The sequence below is a fragment of the Sediminibacterium sp. FW305-C-61 genome, from assembly GCF_058231065.1.
Map to the genome: position 1 here is coordinate 521,187 of NZ_JBIQXR010000002.1, position 23,222 is coordinate 544,408.

17 protein-coding genes are annotated in these 23,222 nt (G+C 38.8%); all 17 read left to right on the plus strand.

The genetic code is table 11. The features are described from left to right. The first annotated feature begins 6 nt into the window (after window positions 1–6). Window positions 7–456: a nuclear transport factor 2 family protein gene (locus tag ACH30E_RS07495; protein WP_490824315.1), complete on the plus strand. Its 450-nt coding sequence runs from the start codon at window positions 7–9 to the stop codon at window positions 454–456. Between the two features lie 24 nt (window positions 457–480). Further along, window positions 481–831, plus strand: coding sequence for a heavy metal-binding domain-containing protein (locus ACH30E_RS07500; protein WP_490824316.1), 351 nt, complete (start codon window positions 481–483; stop codon window positions 829–831). A 21-nt stretch (window positions 832–852) separates the two neighbouring features. Continuing rightward, window positions 853–1,845 (plus strand): DUF8832 domain-containing protein, encoded by a 993-nt coding sequence (locus ACH30E_RS07505; protein WP_490824317.1) that lies wholly within the window; start codon window positions 853–855, stop codon window positions 1,843–1,845. 38 nt (window positions 1,846–1,883) lie between these two features. Continuing rightward, window positions 1,884–2,315 carry a hypothetical protein gene (locus ACH30E_RS07510; protein ID WP_490824318.1) on the plus strand — a complete coding sequence of 144 codons (432 nt, stop codon included), beginning with the start codon at window positions 1,884–1,886 and terminating at the stop codon, window positions 2,313–2,315. 92 nt (window positions 2,316–2,407) lie between these two features. Beyond that, window positions 2,408–5,575: an efflux RND transporter permease subunit gene (locus tag ACH30E_RS07515; protein WP_490824319.1), complete on the plus strand. Its 3,168-nt coding sequence runs from the start codon at window positions 2,408–2,410 to the stop codon at window positions 5,573–5,575. A 225-nt stretch (window positions 5,576–5,800) separates the two neighbouring features. Beyond that, on the plus strand, window positions 5,801–7,057 hold the full coding sequence (locus tag ACH30E_RS07520) for a glycosyltransferase family 87 protein (protein ID WP_490824320.1): 1,257 nt from the start codon (window positions 5,801–5,803) through the stop codon (window positions 7,055–7,057). Window positions 7,058–7,248: 191 nt separating this feature from the next. Further along, window positions 7,249–8,208: a DUF2231 domain-containing protein gene (locus ACH30E_RS07525; protein ID WP_490824321.1), complete on the plus strand. Its 960-nt coding sequence runs from the start codon at window positions 7,249–7,251 to the stop codon at window positions 8,206–8,208. 11 nt (window positions 8,209–8,219) lie between these two features. Beyond that, window positions 8,220–10,481, plus strand: coding sequence for a multicopper oxidase domain-containing protein (locus ACH30E_RS07530; RefSeq protein WP_490824322.1), 2,262 nt, complete (start codon window positions 8,220–8,222; stop codon window positions 10,479–10,481). Between the two features lie 20 nt (window positions 10,482–10,501). Further along, window positions 10,502–12,775: a copper-translocating P-type ATPase gene (locus ACH30E_RS07535; RefSeq protein WP_490824323.1), complete on the plus strand. Its 2,274-nt coding sequence runs from the start codon at window positions 10,502–10,504 to the stop codon at window positions 12,773–12,775. A 134-nt stretch (window positions 12,776–12,909) separates the two neighbouring features. After that, the gene (locus ACH30E_RS07540) at window positions 12,910–13,581 is read left to right on the plus strand and encodes a hypothetical protein (protein ID WP_490824324.1); all 672 of its coding nucleotides are present in this window, start codon (window positions 12,910–12,912) and stop codon (window positions 13,579–13,581) included. Between the two features lie 83 nt (window positions 13,582–13,664). Continuing rightward, window positions 13,665–13,985, plus strand: a complete 321-nt coding sequence (locus ACH30E_RS07545) for a DUF6660 family protein (protein ID WP_250685639.1) — start codon at window positions 13,665–13,667, stop codon at window positions 13,983–13,985. A gap of 71 nt (window positions 13,986–14,056) precedes the next feature. Continuing rightward, window positions 14,057–14,239, plus strand: coding sequence for a hypothetical protein (locus ACH30E_RS07550; protein ID WP_490824325.1), 183 nt, complete (start codon window positions 14,057–14,059; stop codon window positions 14,237–14,239). An 8-nt stretch (window positions 14,240–14,247) separates the two neighbouring features. Further along, window positions 14,248–18,621, plus strand: a complete 4,374-nt coding sequence (locus ACH30E_RS07555; RefSeq protein ID WP_490824326.1) for a CusA/CzcA family heavy metal efflux RND transporter — start codon at window positions 14,248–14,250, stop codon at window positions 18,619–18,621. A 26-nt stretch (window positions 18,622–18,647) separates the two neighbouring features. Continuing rightward, entirely contained in the window at window positions 18,648–19,862 is a 1,215-nt protein-coding gene (locus tag ACH30E_RS07560) for an efflux RND transporter periplasmic adaptor subunit (protein ID WP_250685637.1), read from the plus strand. Window positions 19,863–20,088: 226 nt separating this feature from the next. Next, a complete protein-coding gene (locus ACH30E_RS07565) occupies window positions 20,089–20,556 on the plus strand; it encodes an MgtC/SapB family protein (RefSeq protein WP_295185117.1) in 468 nt (155 codons plus the stop codon). Window positions 20,557–20,594: 38 nt separating this feature from the next. Next, complete coding sequence (locus ACH30E_RS07570; RefSeq protein ID WP_026751864.1) at window positions 20,595–21,209, plus strand: hypothetical protein; 615 nt, start codon at window positions 20,595–20,597, stop codon at window positions 21,207–21,209. Between the two features lie 14 nt (window positions 21,210–21,223). After that, complete coding sequence (locus tag ACH30E_RS07575) at window positions 21,224–23,218, plus strand: heavy metal translocating P-type ATPase (protein ID WP_490824327.1); 1,995 nt, start codon at window positions 21,224–21,226, stop codon at window positions 23,216–23,218. Window positions 23,219–23,222: the final 4 nt, after the last annotated feature.

The following is a 23,222-nucleotide window of genomic DNA, read 5'->3' on the forward strand; positions in this document are numbered from 1 at the left end:
ACAAACATGAAAAAGTTATTAATGATGTCCCTGCTACTGGCAACTTTTACCGCAACCTTTGCACAAAGCGGCGATAGTGAAGCTGTAAAAGCAGTGTTGAACAATTACAAAAAAGCAATTGAAAAATTAGACACCGCCGGTGTTGTGAATCTTTTTGTAAAAGACTCTAAAGTGTATGAACAGGCGAGCGATGAAGGCACAATTGGTCATTATCTGGAACATCATCTGGGGCCCGAACTGAAAGCGTTCAAATCTTTCACTTTCAGTAATTATAAAGTAGATGTAACAATGGCAGGTGAATATGCTTTTTCAACGGAAACGTATATCTATACCATCGTTCTTGCTAAAGATGCTAAGGAAATAAAAAGTCAGGGAGTAGCTACTTCAGTTTTAAGAAAAACAAAAGCTGGCTGGAAGATTGTGCAAACACATTCTTCATTTAGGAAAGCAAAATAAATCTCAAATTATAAAAAAGAAAAAATGAAACAAATCAGCGTTATCCTTTCACTGGCAATAGCAGTTTTTAGTTTTACTGCTGTAAATGCACAATCAACAAAAAATAAAACTGCAGTCGCCGATTCAGTTATTTATCAATGCCCGATGAAGTGCGAAGGCGATAAAACCTATGATAAAGCAGGTAAATGCCCTAAATGCAATATGAATTTGAAGGCTCTGCCAAAACCGGTCGATGCCATTTACCAGTGCCCCATGAAATGTGAGGGTGATAAAACTTACAATAAGGCAGGAAAATGTCCTAAATGCAATATGAACCTGACCAAAGTGAAGGCAAAAAACTCGACAGATAATCATAAGGGTCATGATCACAATTAACTATTCAATAAAATAAAGCAAATGAAACAAGTGTTAAAAATTACGATGGCAATTTTCGCTATTAGCTCTGTCGTGGTCTTTGCAGCATGCAATGACAGTGGCGATAAAAAAAACGCTTCAACAAAAACAGAAATGTCGCATGAAGGTGGTGACCATATTTATGCCTGCCCTATGCACCCGGAAGTAACAGGCAAAGAAGGCGATACCTGCCCAAAATGCGGCATGAAACTGGAGCATAATGACAATGCTGGTGGTCCAAACAATGTTAGTATGCAGTTTACATATAGCCCGACATCTCCTAAGCCCGGAGAAGAAGTTACTTTATCCATGACTCCAAAAATAAAGGATAAACCTACTGAGCAGGTTCCATTGGATGTAGAGCACACCAAAAAAATACACCTCATTGTTGTTAGTGATGACCTTAGTTGGTTTGACCATATACATCCTGAACTCAACGCAGATGGTTCTTACACAGTGAAAGAAAAATTTCCGGCTCCAGGCAAGTACACTTTGTTTGCTGACTATAAGCCAAGTGGTGCCAATCATACGGTTGACTATTTAAATGTAAGTGTAGCAGGTACAGTGCCAGCAGCAAAAGTGTATGGAGCAGATAGACTAACCAGCGCCGCCGGGGATGGATTTTCTGTCTTACTTACTCCTGAGGGTGGTAAGTTTTTAACCAATATGCCCATGCACATTAATGGAGTAGTAATGCTAAACGGTAAAGAAGTAGATGTAACAACCTTAGAAGATTACCTTGGAGCAAAAGCCCACATGGTAGTAGTAAGCCTTGACGATAAAAAATATTTGCATGTACACCCAAGCGTAGAAGGTGGAAAATTTGATTTACATACTAAGTTTGAAAAACCCGGTGTATATCGTGGCTGGATACAGTTTCAAAGCAAGGGAAAAATTTATACAAGTGATTTTGTAATGAATGTGTCAGAAGGAACAGGAGCTAGCATGAAAAATATGGATCATGGTAATAAGGATATGAAAGAAATGAAACATTAATTTTTAAACAAAAAATGGAAATATTAAAATTAAAAAAAATGAAAAAGATAACAATTCTAATGACAGTACTGCTGATAGCAACTTTTACAACATTTGCACAGCATAGTGGTGGTGGTGATCATAAACATGGTTCACCACACGGAGGGACAGTTAAGTCGGCCGGGGGATTTCATATTGAAGTAAGTGTAAAAGACGGTATGGTAATGGCCTATTTGCTGGATGCAAATGAGAAAGCAATAAAGAATAAAGGTGTAACAGGAACAGCTGTTATTCAAATGGCAGACGGAAAAACTTCAACCATCACATTAACCCCAAGTGGAAACGAAGGGTTTATGTACACCCTTGACAAGGCCAAAAAGTACAACAAGGCCATTGTGACTTTTACAACCGGGGACAAAACCGCATCGGCTTCTTTTGACCTTATGGTAAAGGATAAGCCTGCAGCAGATGGACATGATCATCAACACTAAAACGGGTGCCAAATCATAGCGGGCATACTGCCTGCTATGATTTATAATGCTTCTGCCTTAGATCGTATAATGGCAATTAAAGATTTTATTTTATGCTGAACAGACTCATTCTTTTTTCCTTGAAGAACCGGATGCTTGTAGTTTCAATGGCTGCTTTGCTCATGGTGTATGGCGTATTTACGTTGGTTAATCTTCCGGTGGATGTATTACCCGATTTAAACAGACCAAGAGTAACCATATTTTTAGAAGCCAATGGTATGGCTCCGGAAGAAGTAGAAAGCCAGGTAAACCTGCCGGTGGAAACACAATTAAATGGTGCGCCGGGTGTGGAAGTAGTCCGTTCCGTAGCGAGCCCCGGATTAGGGATGGTTTTTGTGGAGTTTGACTGGAATACGGATGTCTACCGTGCAAGACAATTAACTGCTGAGAAGTTACAAAACATTCAACTGCCTAAAGGTATTACACCCGTAATGGGCCCCATCAGTTCCATCATGGGGCAGATTATGATGGTGGCGGTGACAAGTGATACCGTTTCGCCTGCTGATTTAAGAACACTGGCTGATTTCACCATACGCCGAAGGCTGATGAGTGTAAAAGGCGTAAGTCAGGTAATACCTATTGGTGGAGAAAGAATGCAGTACCAGGTCTTGATTTCAAGTGAAAAACTAAGGCAGTATAATTTGTCCATTGATGATGTTGACAATGCATTACAACTAACTAACCAAAACACAACGGGCGGTTTCGTCGATAATAAAGGTTCCGAAACACTGATAAGAAATATTGGCCGTGCCAATACATTAGACGATTTGGCCAATACGGTTGTAAGCAACAGAAATGCTGCACCTGTATTATTAAAACAGGTGGCAGAAGTAAAATTTGGCGGCCCCATTAAAAGAGGCGATGGTTCGTTTAATGGAAAACCTGCCGTTATACTTAGTATCGAAAAGCAACCCGGCAGTAGCACTATCGATGTTACTGGTGAATCATTAAAAGCAATCGAGGAAATAAAAGCATCCCTGCCAAAGAATATCCAAATTAATACGGATGTTTTTCAGCAAAAACATTTTATTGTAAACTCCCTTAGCAATGTTGAAGAAGCATTAAGGGATGGGTTCATTCTTGTAATTATTATTCTATTTCTGTTTCTTCTCAATTTTCGTACTACCATTATAACACTTACCGCAATACCGCTATCACTTATTATAACAGCCATCGTTTTTAAGTTTTTTGATATTTCTATCAACACATTAACACTGGGTGGTTTGGCTATTGCCATTGGTGAGTTGGTAGACGATGCAATTGTCGATGTAGAAAATGTATACCGTCGTTTGAAAGAAAACTGGCTCAGTGAAAAACCGAAGCCGCTGCTTAAAATAATTTATGATGCCAGCAGTGAAGTGAGAAATTCAATCGTGTATGCCACCATCATTGTAGTATTGGTATTTATTCCCTTGTTCTATTTACAGGGAATTGAGGGAAGAATATTTGCCCCGCTTGGAATTGCATACATCACTTCTATTGTTGCATCACTAGTGGTATCACTTACAGTTACACCAGTACTGTGCAGCTATTTATTAGAAAAGAAAAATCATTTACGCCATATCAATCTGGCTTTTTGGAAACGCAAAAAAGAGAAAGCCAGTATTGATGCTGTACACGAACCGGATAGCGCTCTTGTTCGCTGGCTAAAAAAACAAGATGTCAGGCTACTTCATTTTGGGTTAAAACGCCCAAAGACAATAACCGGTGTGGCTATTGCATTGATCATCGCCTCTATCAGCATTATCCCTTTTTTTGGTACAGAATTTCTACCACCTTTTAATGAGGGAAGTTATACGGTAAACATGGTGGCTCCGGCAGGAACCTCGTTAGAAGAAAGTAATAAGCTTGGTACAATCGCCGAACAACAAATGCTAAAAGTGCCGGAAGTTGCACTAACTGCACGCCGAACAGGTCGGGCAGAATTAGATGAACATGCAGAGCCGCCAAGCTCAACTGAAATTGAAGTTGCCTTAAAACCTGGTGGGAGAAGCAGGGCAGAAGTCCTGGAAGAGATGCGTACTAATCTTTCCGTTTTAAAAGGTGTTTCCATAAATATTGGTCAGCCTATTTCTCACCGTCTGGATCATTTACTTTCCGGAGTAAGAGCACAGGTGGCAGTTAAAATATTCGGTAATGATTTATTGACGCTTCGCTCTAATGCCGAAGGATTAAAATCAATTATTTCTACTGTGCCGGGTGTGGTTGATGTACAGATTGAGAACCAGGTAATGGTACCGCAGTTAATGATAAAACTTGACCGTATGGCGGTGCAGCGTTATGGCTTACAGGTGGGAAATGTTGCAGATGAATTGGAAATATTTTACAATGGCAAAGTAGTGAGCCAGATCATTGATGGTCAAAAAAGTTTTGATATTGTGTTAAGAACTGATGACAGCACCAGAAAGAATATTGAAGCTATTCGGAATACACAGATTGCAGCATCGGATGGTTCATTGATACCTCTGCAACAAATAGCAAAGATTGAACTGGAGAACAGCATCAATGCAGTTAACCATGAAAATACGCAACGCCGTATTGTTGTTTCTGCCAATGTGCAAGGGCGTGACCTGGGCAGCACAGTAAAAGAAATGCAGGAAACAGTAAAGAAAGAATTGCCCTTACAGGAAGGCTATTATCTGCAATGGGGTGGTCAGTTTGAAAGTCAGCAATCAGCTTCCAAATTAATTACCCTGCTCAGCATCTTTTCTATTGCAGGTATATTTCTCGTACTATATAGCCATTTTAAAAGCAGCCGTATTGCTTTGCAGATAATGCTGAACGTACCATTAGCCTTAATCGGCAGTGTAATAGCCGTAATGCTTACGGGTGGTGTTTTCTCTATTGCCACCATGGTTGGCTTTATTACACTTACCGGTATTGCTTCCAGAAACGGTATTATGATGATTAGCCACTATATCCATTTAGTACAACATGAAGGCGAAGTGTTTGGAGACAAAATGATTATCCGTGGTTCACTGGAAAGATTGGTGCCTGTATTAATGACGGCATTAGTTGCAGCTTTTGCGTTGATACCGCTAACAATGGATGCTACGGCTCCCGGTAAAGAAATTCTGTACCCGGTAGCTACGGTTATTTTAGGTGGATTGGTAAGCTCAACCTTACTGGATATGATTGTAACTCCTGTTGTTTTTAAACTTTTTGGAGAAAAGGCACTGAAGAAATACTTGATTGAGCAGGAAAAAAAGGAGTTGGCGTAAAGTGATGGTAATGAATATTTTTTTTTAGTATTAAAGAAAAGAATATGGGGTGGGCTCTGCTTTGGGTTCCTTATTTATAGTGAAACAGTTTTGGAGCAGGGTTTCTGAACCCTGCCAACTTGAAAATACGAAAGTAGTTTGAGCTCATTAATATTTTTCGAAATTGTAAAGCGCGATTAATTTTTGAAGTCAATTTCATAAACTATAAGCTAAGCCTTAACTGGAATGAAAAACGGAAAATTGAATATTGCCATATTAATGTCAATTAGCATTGCATTCCTTTTGTTAGCATACAATAAGGGAATGAATGAAGACATCAATGGAGATTTCTATATTTATTATAAAGGGGGTAAGGACTTTTTGGAAAATAAGCCAATTTATACACAAGGGCTTAAAGACGGCGGCTTTACATATCCACCTTTTGCTGCAATGCTTTTTCAACTTTTTTCAATTTTTTCCTTTCACACTTCAGCAATTTTATTTTGTTACATAATAAATTTTATTCTGTGGATATACTCATTTTTCCTTTTATATAAAATTTCAAACGAATTTTTTCCTTCGAAAAATTGCACAGTACCATTATTACTTGCGTTTCTTTGCTCTGCTAGATTTTATTGGCACAATTTCATTTGGGTACAAGCTAATCTGATTGTGTTAAACACGACATTATTCGGAATATTGTATTATTTACGGGGAAAGTACAACTTGAGTTACATATTCTTTTTAGCAGGATGCTTTCTTAAAATAATACCAATTATTTTCTTGATTTCTATAGCTTTAAAGAGAGGTTATAAAGATTGGGGTAGAATAATACTATTAAGTCTTCCATTCATATTTGTTCCATTTATATTTAGAGGATTAGAAAGAGGTATCGGCGACTGGGTAGATTACTACAATGCATTTCTTCGACCTTTTGCAAGAGGGCAAATCGATGGAGATTTAATTAGTATGGGCATTCCTTCTTTTCTTGCTAAGCTAAATACTGGAAATGACTCGCTAGGTATCTCGCCAAGTCTTCGTCTAACCCAATATAATCTTGAATTACTGATAAGGGTTATTCAAGTATTATTATTAAGTGGGTTTTTTGGTCGAATTATTTACCGTATTCTCAAACATAAAGATAATGTATTTACCGGGGTTGATTTTTGCTTAATGTTTCTTATATCATTATTAATATCTGGAAGAGTTTGGGAGCATCATCATGTTTCAACTTCATTTATTTATCTCTATTTATTTGCTTCACTTAGATTTGAAGGGTATAAAAAAACGAAATACACATTACTGACTTTTTGTGTTTTTATAGGTGTGATAGGAACTGATACTGTGGGCGGTACTTTATATGATTTTTCCCAATTTTACTGTTTTATTACAATCTTGATGATAATAGTATCGGTGATTTTACTAATATCAAAGACAATAATACCTTTTGCACAATCCAACGAGACAACGGGGTTGATAAAAGAAGGGGAGCAAAAGCGGTAACTTAATGTAACGAAAATGAAGATATTATTAGGACTATCGTAAAACCGAAAAAGTTACTTATAAAGAAAGGCTGCAATATTTTATTGAAACAGGAAGAAACGAAACGGGCAGGATTGCTGTGGCAAAAGAAAAGATTAGGGTTGAGTTGGATTTCATATTCCTCAAATAATATCAGCAGTAAATTATTAAATATGTTCAAAGAGTTTCCTTCATTACATCCTCTTGCAGTACATTTCCCCATTGTACTGATCTTATTGGCTGTGGCTTTACAGGCCATGCTGGTTTGGAAAGAACTGAAGCAGATAAAGTGGGTTGCACTTGTTATTATGGGTGGGGCCTTTTTTTCATCGCTTGCTGCCAGCACGGTCTTTCATGCAGAGCCGTCTGCAGACGCCCCCAAAGCAGCATTGGAAATATTTGAACAGCATGAGAAATTTGCACAGCTGACTCTTTGGATGAGTGGCATTACATTTTTGCTGAAACTCATTGGTGTGTTTTTCAAAATCAATCGCCGCTCATTTGAAATTATTGTATTGATAGCCGCCATTATGGCTGCCGTTTTTCTTTCCATTGCCGGGCATCACGGGGCAAGGCTTACCCATATAGCTGGCATCGGCCCTATGGGCAGATATTTAATGAAAGGCCATGGTGAAGGTGGCAAAATGGGTGACATGAAGAACATGGATATGAAAAATGATACGGCAATGAACATGACCGATACGATGTCCGGCATGAACAATATGGATAATATGTCAGGAATGGAAAACATGAAAATGGATTCTTCTATGGATATGAAAGACATGAATATACCCGGCATGGATAGAAGCACAAGCATGAACAATATGAAGGGTATGGAAAACATGAAAGGGATGGATAAAATGAAGAACATGAAGAATATGCCCGGGATGGATAACATGAAAGACAAGAAGGATATGGAAATGGGTTCTTCTATGAACATGAAAAATATGAATAACATGCCGGGAATGGATAAGATGAAAATGGATTCATCAATGAATATGAATGACATGAGGAAGACAGACATGCCTGGCATGGGCAACATGAAAATGCCACCGAAGAATCCGATGGATACATTTCGTTTTCCTGATAATAACCCGGCCCGTAAAAAGAATTACAAGCAGACAAACCAATAAATAACATTACTATGAAAAAGCTGCTTTCACTTGTATTGCTGGTTCCGGGTTGCATTTTTGCGCAAATAAATCACTCTATGCCTGGAGTAGTGGATGATGGGCTTAAAAAAATAACATCGTACCATTTCCCTTTAAAGAAAACCCCACTTGCTCCCGGAAAAATTTATGAGGGTAAGAAAGTGGAGTACGACTTGTATGTAACCGATACAATGGTAAACTTTACCGGTAAACGTCGTCATGCTATTGCCATTAACGGGCAGATACCGGCGCCAATTCTTGAATTTACTGAAGGCGATACTGCTATCATTAGGGTACATAACATGATGAAGATGGAAACATCTATCCATTGGCATGGCATATTATTACCCAATAAAGAAGATGGGGTTCCTTATTTAACAACTTCTCCTGTGGAAGCTGGCAAAACTTATACGTTCACTTTTCCATTGATACAAAGCGGTACTTACTGGTATCATTCACACACTATGGTACAGGAGCAAAGTGGTTTATATGGTTCTATTGTAATCCACCCTGCCCAGCCGGAGCCGCAATTGAAAGAGTATGTATTATTATTATCCGACTGGACAGATGAAAATCCACACCAAGTAATGCGTTACCTGAAACGGGGAGGCGAATGGTATGCTATTAAAAAGGGTGCATTGCAGAGCTATGGAGAAGCTATTGCAGCAGGTGCATTTAAAGATAAACTGAAACAGGAATGGCAGCGTATGCCCGCCATGGATGTATCTGATGTTTACTACAATAAATTCTTATTAAACGGGCAGGAAACAACTGAATTTAAAGATGCAAAGCCGGGAGAAATAATCCGGCTAAGGATTATCAACGGGTCGGCTGCAACTTACTTCAACCTACAATATGCAAACAGTTATATGCGGATCATTGCCGCTGATGGTATTAATGTAACTCCTGTTAGTGTAAATAAACTAGAAATTGCTATTGCAGAAACTTACGACGTATTGATTACAGTGCCCGAAACAGGCAGTGCAGAACTAAGGGCTACTTCTTGGGATGTAATGGGATATTCGTCCGCTTTCTTTGGCAACGGCCCTGTCATTAAAGCACCCGATATTCCAAGGCTGAATTATTTTAAGATGATGCAGCAAATGGGTAGTATGAACATGAAGACTATGGATATGGGCAGTATGCAGGGCATGGACATGAAGAATATGCGTATGCCTGCTGATACTATAGCCAAAAAGAAAGAAATGAGTATGCAGCATATGGAAGGCATGAAGATGGATGATATGGCAGGCATGGATATGAAAATGGAGATACCGGGTAAATTTAATTACAACATGTTGCGGGCTCTGCATCCAACCACATTAGATTCCTCTTTACTACCAAGGGAAGTTAAGCTCACACTCACAGGCAACATGCTCCGGTATGTTTGGTCATTTGATTTTAAAACTTTATCAACTGCCGATAAAATACTTATCCGAAAAGGAGAAAGGGTAAGATTTGTTTTAACCAACAATACCATGATGCGGCATCCATTGCATTTGCACGGTCACTTCTTCCGTTTCATCAATACTCAGGGTGAATATTCGCCCATCAAGCACACATTCGATATCAAGCCAATGGAAACTGTAACTATTGAATTTGATGCCAATGAAGAGCAGGATTGGTTTTTTCATTGCCATATTTTATACCACATGATGGCAGGGATGGCCCGTATTGTAAGCTATGAGAGAAGTGAGCAAAATGAATTTGCAAAAAACGGATACCGAAAGTTAAAAAAAGAGGATAATGTTCTTTATCCATGGTACGATTTGTCAGTACACTCTCAAGGTGCATGGCTGAGTGGAAATATTTCAAATAATAAGATGGCTTTGGAATTCGAGGGAAGGGCAAGCTGGAAGGGTGATTACGAAACGGAAACGCATTTACTACGTTACCTCGATAAAAAACAATACTTCGCTTTTTATATAGGCTATGATTACAGGAAAAATAAAACGCTGCCATTGGCAAACAAACCCAACTCAAAGGATAACCGTAGGGTTTTTGATGCAGGGTTTTATTATTTATTGCCTATGCTTATCCGTTCAGAATGGAGGGTTGACCATACAGGTCGTTTAAGATTACAATTGGAAAGAAGAGATTTGCCCCTAAGTAGTAATTTCTTTTTTGATTTCAGGGTAAATACTGATAAAGAATATAATGTAGCAGCTAGATATATGATAGCTAAATCATTTTCCATCAGCACAAATTATGACAGTGATTATAAATGGGGAATTGGATTAACATGGCATTATTGAAATGAGAATAAAAATATTTTATGAAACATAACCACCACAACGAGCAGCGGTATACTTGCCCAATGCATCCTGAAATTGTGAAGGACGAACCCGGCAATTGTCCCAAATGCGGAATGAATCTCGTCCCTGTTGATGCAAACGAGAAAGAACATTCCCAGTTGCAGCATCTGCATACAGACAATATAATAGAGGCCTCTTCTCATGAAGAGTATGTTGTTGAACGGCGAAATGCTCAAGGGTTCCAAAAGTATACTTGTCCCATGCACCCTCAAATCATACACGATGGTCCTGGTCAGTGCCCTCTGTGTGGTATGTCGCTTGTGCCAATTGCAAAACCTGTTATGCATGGTGGACATGAAGCTCATTACTCCGGTATCGCAGATTTCAAAAAACGGTTTTATGTTGTGCTGATTCTTACGGTTCCTATCATGTTGCTTTCAGAAATGATTCAACATTGGCTGAATATTCACATCAGTTTCGCTGGCTCAAACTATGTGTTACTTATTTTATCCTCGGTTGTATTCTTTTATGGTGGCTGGCCATTTCTCAAAGGGTTAACCGGAGAAATGCGGGCAAAAAATCCCGGAATGATGACATTGGTCGCATTTGCTATTTCTATAGCCTATATCTATAGCCTAGCAATTGTACTGGGGTTAAAGGGCATGGATTTCTTTTGGGAATTAGCAACACTCATTCTTATCATGTTATTAGGGCACTGGATAGAAATGAAATCTGTAGCTGGTGCATCAAGGGAACTTGAATTACTGGTACAGTTAATGCCTGATGACGCTCATTTAATCAATGGTGATACAATAACTGAAGTAAAAACTGATTCACTGAAAGAAAATGATGTGATTCTTATCAAGCCTGGGGAGAAGGTTGCTGCCGATGGAATTATCATAGATGGGGAAAGTTACCTAAATGAGTCCATGCTTACAGGTGAATCGAAACCTGTTGAAAAATCAAAGGGAGATAAAGTGATTGCAGGAGCTATCAACGGTAATGGAGCTATAAAAGTTGCCGTGTCACATGGTGTCAAAGATTCTTACTTATCGCAGGTCATAAAACTGGTTCAGGATGCACAACAATCAAAATCCAAAACTCAATTAATTGCAGACAGGGCAGCAAGATGGCTTACGTTGGTTGCGATTGTGGCAGGTATCACTACTTTTTTGGTTTGGTATTTATCGGGAAAAGATTTGGCCTTTTCCATTGAGCGTATGGTAACAGTAATTGTTATTTGCTGCCCCCATGCACTGGGATTAGCTGTTCCACTGGTAGTGGCAAAATCAACGGCACTATCAGCAAAACATGGGTTACTGATAAAAAACAGAACAGCCTTTGAAAATGCAAGAAAGATAACAACGTTGGTATTTGATAAAACCGGAACGCTGACAGTTGGGAAATTTGAAGTTTCTAAGATTGTTTCATTAACTGAAGGTCTTTCTGAACATGAATTATTAAAATATGCAGCTGCTTTGGAACAGAACTCAGAACATCCTATTGCCACAGGAATTATGCAGAAAGCAAAAATCTTATCGATTCAAATTCCAGTTGTAGGCAACTTTAATGCCATTACAGGAAAGGGAGTCGAAGCAACTATAGAAGGTTACGATATAAAAATTGTGAGTCCTGGATATCTTAAAGAGTCGAATGTTAAATTACCCGAGGACTATATGACTGATGCTTCTGAAACCGTCGTATTTGTTTTGATAAATAATCAACTTTCCGGTTATATTGCTTTGTCAGATACTATTCGGCCAGAATCAGCAGAAGCTATCCGTGCTTTGGGTATTGACAATATAAAATCAGTATTACTTACAGGTGATAATAGAAGAGTGGCTGAAACAGTTGCCCGTAAATTAGGTATGAATTTTTTCTTTGCTGAGGTGTTACCACATCAGAAACTAGAAAAAATTAAGGAATTACAGGAAGAAGGAGAGTTTGTTGCGATGACAGGAGACGGTATCAATGATGCCCCTGCCTTAGCACAGGCTAATATCGGTATTGCGGTTGGATCTGGTTCTGATATTGCAGCGGAAACAGCTGGGATTGTATTGGTCAATAGCAATCCGCAAGACGTTGTTTCATTAATTCGGTTTGGCAAGGCCACTTATAGAAAAATGATTCAAAATTTGATTTGGGCTACGGGTTATAATATAGTAGCCTTGCCATTGGCGGCGGGGGTACTCTACAAAATGGGAATCCTGTTAAGCCCTGCTGCTGGTGCCGTTTTAATGAGTGTGAGTACGGTTGTGGTGGCTATTAATGCAAGTCTTTTAAAAATAAAATAAATCAACAACCTATATTGTTTATGGCAAAAAGTAAACACTACTACATACGAAAAATACACCGCTGGCTCGGTGTTATTTTAGGCATTCAGTTTTTATTATGGACAATTGGTGGCCTATATTTCAGTTGGAGCAATATGGATGAAGTGCATGGTGACATTCAAAAGAAAAATGCAACGCTTCTCTCTTCTGATATTTCTCTGGTCAGTCCTACAGTAGCGCTGGATACAATAAAAATGATTCATCGTATTGATTCAGTTGTCTCCATTCAATTGATTGAAATTTTGGGCAAGCCTTTTTACCAGGTTCGTTGTATAAGTACCATTCAGAATGAAACTAATGATGAACATGGGACGCAGGTAATGAATCATCTTGCCGATGCAGAAACAGGTCGGATTCGTGGACCATTGACAAAAGAAGAAGCGGTTAATGTAGCTAAAATGAGATTTAATGGAGAACCCGAAGTAAAATCAGTTGAATACTTAACTGGCACAAGTGGTCATCATGAATATCGGGAAAGCCCTCTGCCTGCCTATGCCATTACCTTTGAACATCCATCAAAAACGACTGTTTACGTTGCCAGTGAATTAGGAACTATTCAAAAATTCAGGAATAATAAATGGAGAATATTTGATTTTCTGTGGATGATGCACACGATGGATTATGAAAGTAGGGATCATATCGGTAACTGGCTGCTTCGAATATTTTCCATTTTTGGATTGATCACTGTGATAAGTGGGTTTGCATTATTCTTTGTCAGTTCAAAATGGGGCAGAAAACGGGTTGCGAAATCGGAAAAAATAGCCTGATCTTCCATCTTTTGCAACCATATTGCCATTTTAGGAGTCTATTTCTACTGAAAATTGCAATATATCCTGCTATTTTTGCTTCAATGAAATTTTTATTTTTCTTTTTAGGCTTTTCCCTGCTCTACCTGTCATGCCTTGCGTGTAGCGACAGCACGGAATGCAATGCAAAATCAGAATCAAAAATTTCAGCTTCCGCCAATCACCAGGCACATAATCATTCGAAAGAAGCGTGCACGCCTTTTTGCACCTGTTCATGCTGTGCAGCTACAGCCTTTTATCATCCTCTGAGTAAGGTACAGTTCGTAAAAATTATTTTTCGATCTGAAAAGGATCCCCTTGATGATGAAAATTTTAATTCAGAAGTTTCCTATTCTATCTGGCAGCCCCCAAAGCTAACTGCTTAATTTTTTCTTATTTCAGTGCAGTTATAACGCGCTGGTTTCTACATTTTTATCATTTCGTTTACAATGTGGTTATGACTAATAAAAAAAGGTCAATTACCCGCAGTAAAACAGTTTACAGCAGGATAAAAGACCCTGTAAAGCCCTTGTGGATGAGGGTTATAAGAACTGGTACACTGATAGTGCTTGGCATTATAATGCTGATGGCGATATTCGGAATTATAATTAAGTATTATCGTCTTGTTTCAAAACATTAAATAGAAATATGCTTAATAGAATCATTCAATTTTCCATTAAAAATAAATTGGTCATTGGCCTTTTTACACTCGCATTAATAATATGGGGTGTTTATTCGGCCAATAAATTGCCGATTGATGCCGTTCCTGATATTACAAATAATCAGGTACAGATAATTACGTTGAGTCCATCATTGGCGGCACAGGAAGTAGAACAACTTATTTCATTCCCGGTGGAACAAACTATGGCCACCATTCCGGAAGTGCAGGAAATCCGTTCCATATCCAGATTTGGATTATCCGTAGTTACTGTTGTATTTCATGATGATGCTAACATATATTGGGCTCGTCAACAAGTAGGTGAGCGGTTGATAGAAGCCCGCAACCAAATACCCAATAACATCGGCAATCCTGAGATGGCTCCTATTTCTACGGGATTAGGTGAAATTTATCAATATGTTTTACATGCTAAAAAAGGGTATGAAAATAAATATGACGCCATGTCGCTTCGAACGATTCAGGACTGGATAGTCCGTCGTCAGTTGCTTGGGACACCCGGTATTGCTGATGTAAGCAGTTTTGGCGGTCTTTTAAAGCAATATGAAATTGCATTGAATACAGATAAACTTCGCAGTTATAATTTGTCGATAGCGGATGTATTTAATGCTCTTGAAAAAAATAACCAGAATACTGGCGGTGCATATATAGATAAAAAACCCAATGCTTATTTTATCCGCAGTGAAGGATTTATTAAAACAATTTCTGATATAGAAAAAATTGTTGTTACAAGAACTTCCGGTGGCGCACCCGTGTTGATAAGAGATATTGCAATGGTACAGTTGGGTCATGCCACGCAATACGGTGCGTTAACCCGTAACGCAGAAGGCGAAGTAGTTGGTGGTATTGTTTTAATGTTGAAAGGAGCAAATTCCAGTATTGTAATTAACAGTGTAAAAGATAAAATATTACAGATTCAGAAAAGTTTGCCTGAAGGTGTGGTCATTGAACCCTTTCTTGACAGAAGCGCTTTAGTTAGCAGGGCGATAGGAACTGTAAAAACTAACCTTATTGAAGGTGCGTTGATTGTAATCTTTGTATTGGTGGTTTTCCTTGGCAATATCCGTTCCGGGTTGATAGTGGCTTCCGTCATTCCGCTTGCCATGCTTTTTGCTATTTCGTTGATGAACCTGTTTGGTGTTTCTGGTAACCTGATGAGTTTAGGTGCTATTGATTTTGGTTTGATTGTGGACGGAGCGGTGATTATCGTTGAAGCAACCATGCATCAGTTAGGCTACCGAAAGCCTGGAAGAATGACACAAGACCAAATGAATGATGAAGTATATAAATCAGCGGGTAAAATGATGAATTCGGCTGCCTTCGGGCAAATCATTATCCTGATTGTGTACCTACCTATTCTTGCGTTGGTTGGCATCGAAGGAAAAATGTTCGGCCCAATGGCACAAACAGTTTCGTTCGCAATACTGGGTGCATTCCTGCTTTCACTTACTTATGTGCCCATGATGAGTGCCCTTGTATTAAGTAAGAAAATTAGCCACAAAGAAAACCTGTCAGATAAAATGATGAAGTTTTTCCAACGGCTTTATACGCCATTAATACGTGGGGCATTAAAGATGAAATTATTGGTGGTTAGCATCGCTGTGGGAATATTTATCATTAGCCTTGTCATTTTTAAAACATTAGGTGGTGAATTTATTCCCACATTGGAAGAGGGAGATTTTGCCGTCGAAACAAGACTGTTAACAGGCAGTTCGTTAAGTCAAACGATTGAAAAAATAACACAGGCCTCCGATTTACTAATGAAAAAATTCCCTGAAGTAAAAGAAGTGATCGGCAAGATTGGTGCCTCTGAGATACCAACCGATCCTATGCCTATAGAAGCATGTGACATTACTATTCTTTTAAAAAATAAAAAGGAATGGACGAGTGCACATAACCGGGAAGAACTGGCAGAACTGATGCAAAAGGAGTTGGAGAAAATTCCCGGTGTTTCCTATGGGTTGTCGCAGCCTATACAACTTCGGTTTAATGAATTGATTTCAGGTGTTCGACAGGATGTGGGGATTAAGATATTTGGGGAAGACCTTGATGTACTGGCAGATCTGGCAAAAAAAATCGGTGTGATTGTACCCACAGTAAAAGGTGCAGAAGATTTATATGTAGAACAGGTGACTGGTCTGCCGCAAATTATGGTTAAACTAAACCGTGATAAGATTGCGCAATTTGGTTTAAATGTAGAAGATATAAACCGTACCATCAGCGCTGCTTTTGCAGGTGAAGCCGCAGGTATTGTTTATGAAGGCGAGAAACGTTTTGATATGGTGGTAAGGCTAGAAAAAACAGGCCGCCAGAGTATTGATGATGTTAAAGGATTATTTATTGCTGCACCTGATGGCAACCAAGTTCCATTGGAGCAGGTAGCCGATGTCAATATGCAGTTAGGTCCTAACCAGATTCAACGTGAAGATGCCAAGCGAAGAATCATTGTTGGCTTTAATACAAGAGGCCGGGACATTTCATCAGTTGTAAAAGAAATCCAGGAAAAAATTGAGAAACAGGTAAAAATGCCTCCTGGATATTTTATTACTTATGGCGGGCAGTTTAAAAATCTTGAAGAGGCCAATAAACGATTATCAGTGGCGGTACCTGTCGCATTAGCGCTGATACTTTTATTGCTCTATTTCACCTTTGGTTCAATTAAATATTCCTTACTCATATTTACAGCTATACCGATGAGTGCTATTGGCGGTGTATTCGCCTTATGGTTAAGGGGAATGCCATTTAGTATTTCGGCTGGTGTTGGTTTTATTGCGCTATTCGGTGTGGCGGTATTAAATGGTATTGTATTAATCAGTGAATTTAACCGGTTAAAAAAGGAAGGTATGACAGATATAAATGCAATCATCTTAAAGGGAACTTCTATAAGGTTGCGACCGGTATTAATGACTGCGACGGTTGCTTCATTAGGCTTTTTGCCAATGGCATTGTCAACAGGTTCCGGAGCAGAAGTGCAAAAGCCGTTAGCAACGGTTGTAATCGGAGGATTGATTACGGCCACATTTCTTACGTTGGTGGTTTTACCAGTATTATATACATGGTTTGAGAAGATAAAACCAAAAATGATGAAGTCTGATGTGGTGAAAGGGGTGGCTTCATTACTCATCCTGTTTTTAACCTCATCATTTGCTGCAAATGCACAACAGCCAAAAATAGTTATCAATCTTAGTGATGCTGTTGCATCAGCTATGAAGAATAATCCTTTGGTTAAAGTAGGAACGCTGGATATAAGTTACCAGCAGCAGTTGAAAAAGACAGTAAAAGATTATGGCAAAACAAATTTCGGTGTAACGTTTGGGCAGTACAATAGTCGCATTGCCTATGATAATAATTTCAGCATTAATCAGGGCATACTGAATCCAGGGTACTTTAAAAGTCTCATAAAGCTATCTGAATCAAATATCAAAAGTAGTGAACTGCAATTGAGAATTTATCAAACTGAACTTGCAGCGAACACAAAAATATCGTATTACCAGTTAATCTTTTGGATGGAGGAAATAAGGTTGCTGAAAGAGCTACTATCCATTTACGAAAATATACTGAAATCTTCGGCATTGCGATACAAAACAGGAGAAACAAATGCATTAGAAAATTACAATGCTGAAAGCAAGGTGAATGAGATAAGGGCTCAATTACGAAGTGCAGAAGAGGATTACCGCATTGAGTTAAACCGCCTGAAAGTGTTCACCGCAGATTCTTCTGTTACTTCAATTACCGACACCTTACTTGTTGAAAAGCAGATACAGGTCAATTTTGATACCACTGCTATTGCAGCCAACCCAACACTTGCCTTTATTAAACAGCAGATTGATATTGCAAACAAAGAGACAGCTGTTGAGCAGTCAAGATTAAGACCAGATTTCTCGGTAGGCTATTTCAACCAGTCTTTAGTAGGGTATCAAACTGTGAATGGAGTTGATAAATATTATGGTGTTGGCAATCGTTTTCAAGGAGTTAATTTAGGCATCAGTATTCCCATATTTGCCAGGGCGCAAAAAGAAAAAGTAAAAGCGGCAGAAGTAAACCGGGTGCGCCGTGAAGCAGAGCTGACCAATTATCAATTTACCCTGCAAGGTGAATTAACAACTCTGTTTGGAGAATTGCAAAAACAAAAAGTTCAAATGAACTATTACCGAAATACAGCTTTGCCGCAGGCCAATCTCATCATTACGCAGGCACAAAGAGCTTTTACTGCCGGCGAAATCGGTTATTATGAATTGACACAATCACTCAATAATGCCGTTGTTGTAAAACAGGGATATACCAAACTTTTAAATCAATATAATCAAACCGTCATTGCTATCGAATTTATCGGTGGCATCAATTAATCAGAACGGGGTAAAATAAAATTAATATGAAACAGAAATTTTTGAATTCACTTATTATACTTACAGCGGCTACTATATGGCTTTCATCCTGTTCTTCCAAAGGAAATACAGAAGCAGCCCCGATTGAAGTAACGAAAACTGAAGAAGCAGATATTGTGGGCTTGTCGGAAGACCAGTTTAAAACAGTCGACATTCAGTATGGTGTTGTAGAAGAAAAAAAACTCAGCAGCGTTATCAAGGCAACAGGAGTACTGGATGTTCCTCCGCAACAGCTATTAACCGTTTCTTCTCCCTATGGAGGCACATTAAAAAATACCGATTTACTGCAGGGGAAGCCCGTGGTAAAAGGTGAAGTTATCGCCGTACTCGAGAATCCTGAGTTTATCCAGCTTCAGCAGGATTATCTGGATTATAAAAGTCAGTTGATTTACCTGAAAGAAGAATTGGAAAGACAACAAGAGTTGGCAAAAGAAAATGTAAATGCAAAAAAAACCTTGCAAAAAGCCAGCAGCGAGTATAACAGTATGACGGCAAGAGTACAGGGATTAAAAGCAAAACTGGGGCTTATCAATATCAATCCTGAGAAAATCAACCCGGAAAACATTTCAGGCAGGGCAAATATTTATGCTCCTATATCGGGCTATGTTACTAAAGTATTGGTGAATATCGGGAAGTTTGTAAACGCTAACCAGGAACTATTTGAAATTGTAGATACCCGTCACCTTCATGCAGAACTGATCATTTTTGAAAAGGATGTTCCGAAATTAAAGATTGGTCAGAAAATTCGTTTTTTATTGAATAATGAAACAAAGGAGCGGTTTGCAGATGTGCATTTAATTGGTCGTGAGATCAGCGCTGAAAGGACGGTTAGGGTTCATGGACATCTGTCTCAGGAAGATAATAACCTGTTGCCAGGGATGTATTTAAAGGGAATTGTAGAAACAGGTATTGCTACCACTACTGCGCTGCCTGATAAAGCTATCGTTCAAGCAGCAGGAAAATCTTACATTTTTATAGTAGCAAATGAAAAGAATAGTGAAAAGAAACCTGCCGATGGGAAAAATGAAGTCGCTACAGAAAAGCATATTCTGTTTAAAAGAATTGAAGTGACGACTGGCGTTTCAGAAAATGGTTATACCGAAGTGATTTTACCAGGAGGGTTTAACAGGAAAATTAGCGTGGTGATTAACGGAGCTTATGATTTATTGTCGAAGATGAATAATGTAGAGGAAGAAGAATAAAAATAGGATGGGTCGGAGCCCTGCTTTGTTTGCCTCATTTATGAAAATGGGAAACCTTGAGCGGCAGGGCCCCTCTACCCAAACATTTTAAAAATACACCGATGGATATCCCAGTAATAAGTTTATCCGCTACCATGGATATTAATTTAAAACAGATGATAGGTGTTAGAAATCTGCCGGCTGAAGAAGATCCAAAAACCTATTATGTTATGTAAATATTGAAAAAATGGATGTTCGATTCGAATTAATAATTGTTGGGAAACTCATCGTTTCGTTTCTGTTGGGTACTTTTATTGGCTTTGATAGAGAGAAACACGCTCGCAATGCCGGTATAAGAACCTATGCCGCTGTTTGTATCGGAGCTACTTTATTTACTGCTGTTGCGGCTCATCTTGTAGGTGATGCTGCTGCTATCTCCCGGGTAATAGCCAATATTGTTACAGGTGTAGGCTTTCTTGGAGCTGGTATTATTTATCGGAACGACAGTGCCGGAACATCTCATGGACTTACAACAGCAGCCACGGTTTGGTGTACTGCCGCAGTTGGTGTGGCAGTAGGCCTCAGTATGTTTATCATTGCTATTGTTGGAACAGTTACCTTATATTTATTGCTTTCACTGCATCAACAGAAATGGTATGTAAAATGGAAAAATAAAATGATAAACAGGCATAACGAAAAACACAACACTGATTAATTGGTTAAAATAAAATTGTATAATAGGAGTATTGTAACATGTATAGTATAATAACAGGTACCATATTATTAGGGATTACTCATGCTCTTATTCCCAATCACTGGTTGCCATTGGTTGCTATTGCAAGGTCGGAGAAATGGGAAAAGTATGAATTGATACTGGTGGCATCTATTTCTGCCTCTGCGCATGTGATGGGTACTGTTATTCTTGGGATAGCTTTGGGAATGGTGGGCTCAAAGCTGGCGTATCACTTTGAAGGATATGTGCATGTAATTGCTCCAGTATTATTGATCATATTCGGTTTGATATATTTTACAGTTAATCTGCCGCATCATCATACTGCAAATAATGACGTGCCGCACTACAAAAAGTCAAAAACTAAATGGGTGTTGATTTTTGCGACCACTATGTTTTTATCTCCTTGCCTGGAAGTAGAAAGTCTTTTTCTGACAGCTGGTGCTTATGGCTTGAATGGTATCTTATTGATCGCCTTAGTATATGCAGTAATCAGCATCACCGGGATTATCACTCTTGTAATACTTGCATTTAAAGGAGTTCAAATGATGAATTCACAATTTATTGAGCATAATGAAAAACGAATTACAGGTATAGTTTTAATTATAGTAGGTATTGTTACATTTTTTTTACACTAAATAAATGAAGGTTTATGGAACACAAAAGCGATGACATAAAAAATGCAACTCAAGATGATTGTTGCAGTACAGACGAAAGAGCGAATGCCGCAAAGGTTGTTCCGTTGCATTCGGCTAATGATGGTCATAATTACAGAAATGATGATAAAGATGAACCCGGATGGAAAACCAATTGGGATTTACTATTGTCATTGTTCATATTAATAGTGTTGCTTGTACTGGAGTATGGCTTCAGAATTGAGCTGCCTAAAATTCCATCTTTGATAATAAACATAGTTGCCTATTTATTGGCTGGCCGGAAAGTGTTAGATCTTGCTTTCAGAAAATCAAAGCGAGGTGATTTCTTTAATGAGTTTGTATTGATGAGTGTGGCCACCATTGGTGCATTTGTGATTGGAGAATATGAAGAAGGTGTGGCAGTAATGGTATTTTATCAAATCGGGGAATGGTTCCAGGATGCTGCAGTCAACAATGCAAAACGAAGTATTAAAGCCCTGCTTGATGTGAGGCCTGATGAAGTAACAGTGATCCGAAATAATGCACCGCTTGTTGCCGATCCTTCCATTATTGAGTTAAACGAAACCATCTTAATAAAGCCAGGTGAAAAAGTAGCTTTGGATGGGGAATTAATTTCTGAAAATGCTTCATTTAATACAGCAGCTTTAACCGGGGAAAGTAAACCAGATGTAAAATATAAAGGAGAAACCATTCTTGCGGGCATGATTAATTTAAATACAGTAGCAGAAATCAAAGTGACAGCGCTGTTTAGGGATAGCAAACTGAGTAAGATTTTAGAAATGGTGCAAGATGCTACTGCAAGAAAATCACAGACGCAACTATTTATTTCGAGATTTGCCAAAATCTACACACCAATCGTTTTCTTTCTTGCTGTTGCAGTTTGTTTTGTCCCTTACTTTTTTGTGGGAGATTATAATTTTCAGACATGGTTTTACCGAGCACTGGTATTCTTAGTAATCAGTTGTCCCTGTGCATTGGTGGTATCCATTCCATTAGGGTATTTTGGTGGCATAGGCCTTGCCTCACGTAATGGCATTTTATTTAAGGGAGGAAACTTTCTTGATGTAATGACAAAGGTTAATACTGTAGTTATGGATAAAACCGGAACGCTGACGAAGGGAGTTTTTAAAGTGCAGCAAGTGGCTCCGTTAAATATGGATGAGAAAGAATTAGTGAAATTAATAGCCGCTTTAGAAAAGAACTCCACCCACCCCATTGCAAAGGCAGTAACCGAATACGCCGGTGATATTGTGAATGGTATTAAAGTGGATGGAGTGGAAGAAATCTCAGGTCATGGTTTAAAAGGGAACGTTGACGGAAAAGAAATGCTCGCCGGAAATGTTAAACTGCTGAAGAAATTTAATATATCTTATCCATCTGAGATAGAAAAGATAGTTGACACCATAGTTGTAACGGCCATCAATAATCAGTATGCTGGTTACATTACTATTGCCGATGAAATAAAAGACGATGCAGTACAGGCAATAAAGGACATGCACAGCCTGAATATTAAAACGGTGATGCTCTCCGGTGATAAGCAATCTGTAGTTGATGAAGTGGCAAAGAAGATTGGTATTGATGAGGCATACGGTGATTTACTGCCGGAGGGTAAAGTTGAGAAAGTGCAGAAACTGAAGGATGAAGGCAGGCATATTGCTTTTGTTGGTGATGGTGTAAATGATGCACCGGTAGTTGCATTGGCAGATGCCGGTATAGCAATGGGTGGTTTAGGTAGTGATGCTACTATTGAAACAGCGGATGTGGTAATTCAAAACGATCAGCCACATAAGATAGTTTCGGCTATTAAGATAGGCAAGATCACCCGGAGCATTGTTTGGCAGAATATCATTCTGGCAATGACAGTGAAAGTGTTTGTATTGATTTTGGGAGCTGGCGGTGTAGCTACTTTATGGGAAGCGGTGATTGCTGATGTGGGAGTGGCTTTGCTGGCAATATTGAATGCGGTGAGGATACAAAGGATTAAGGTATAGCCTA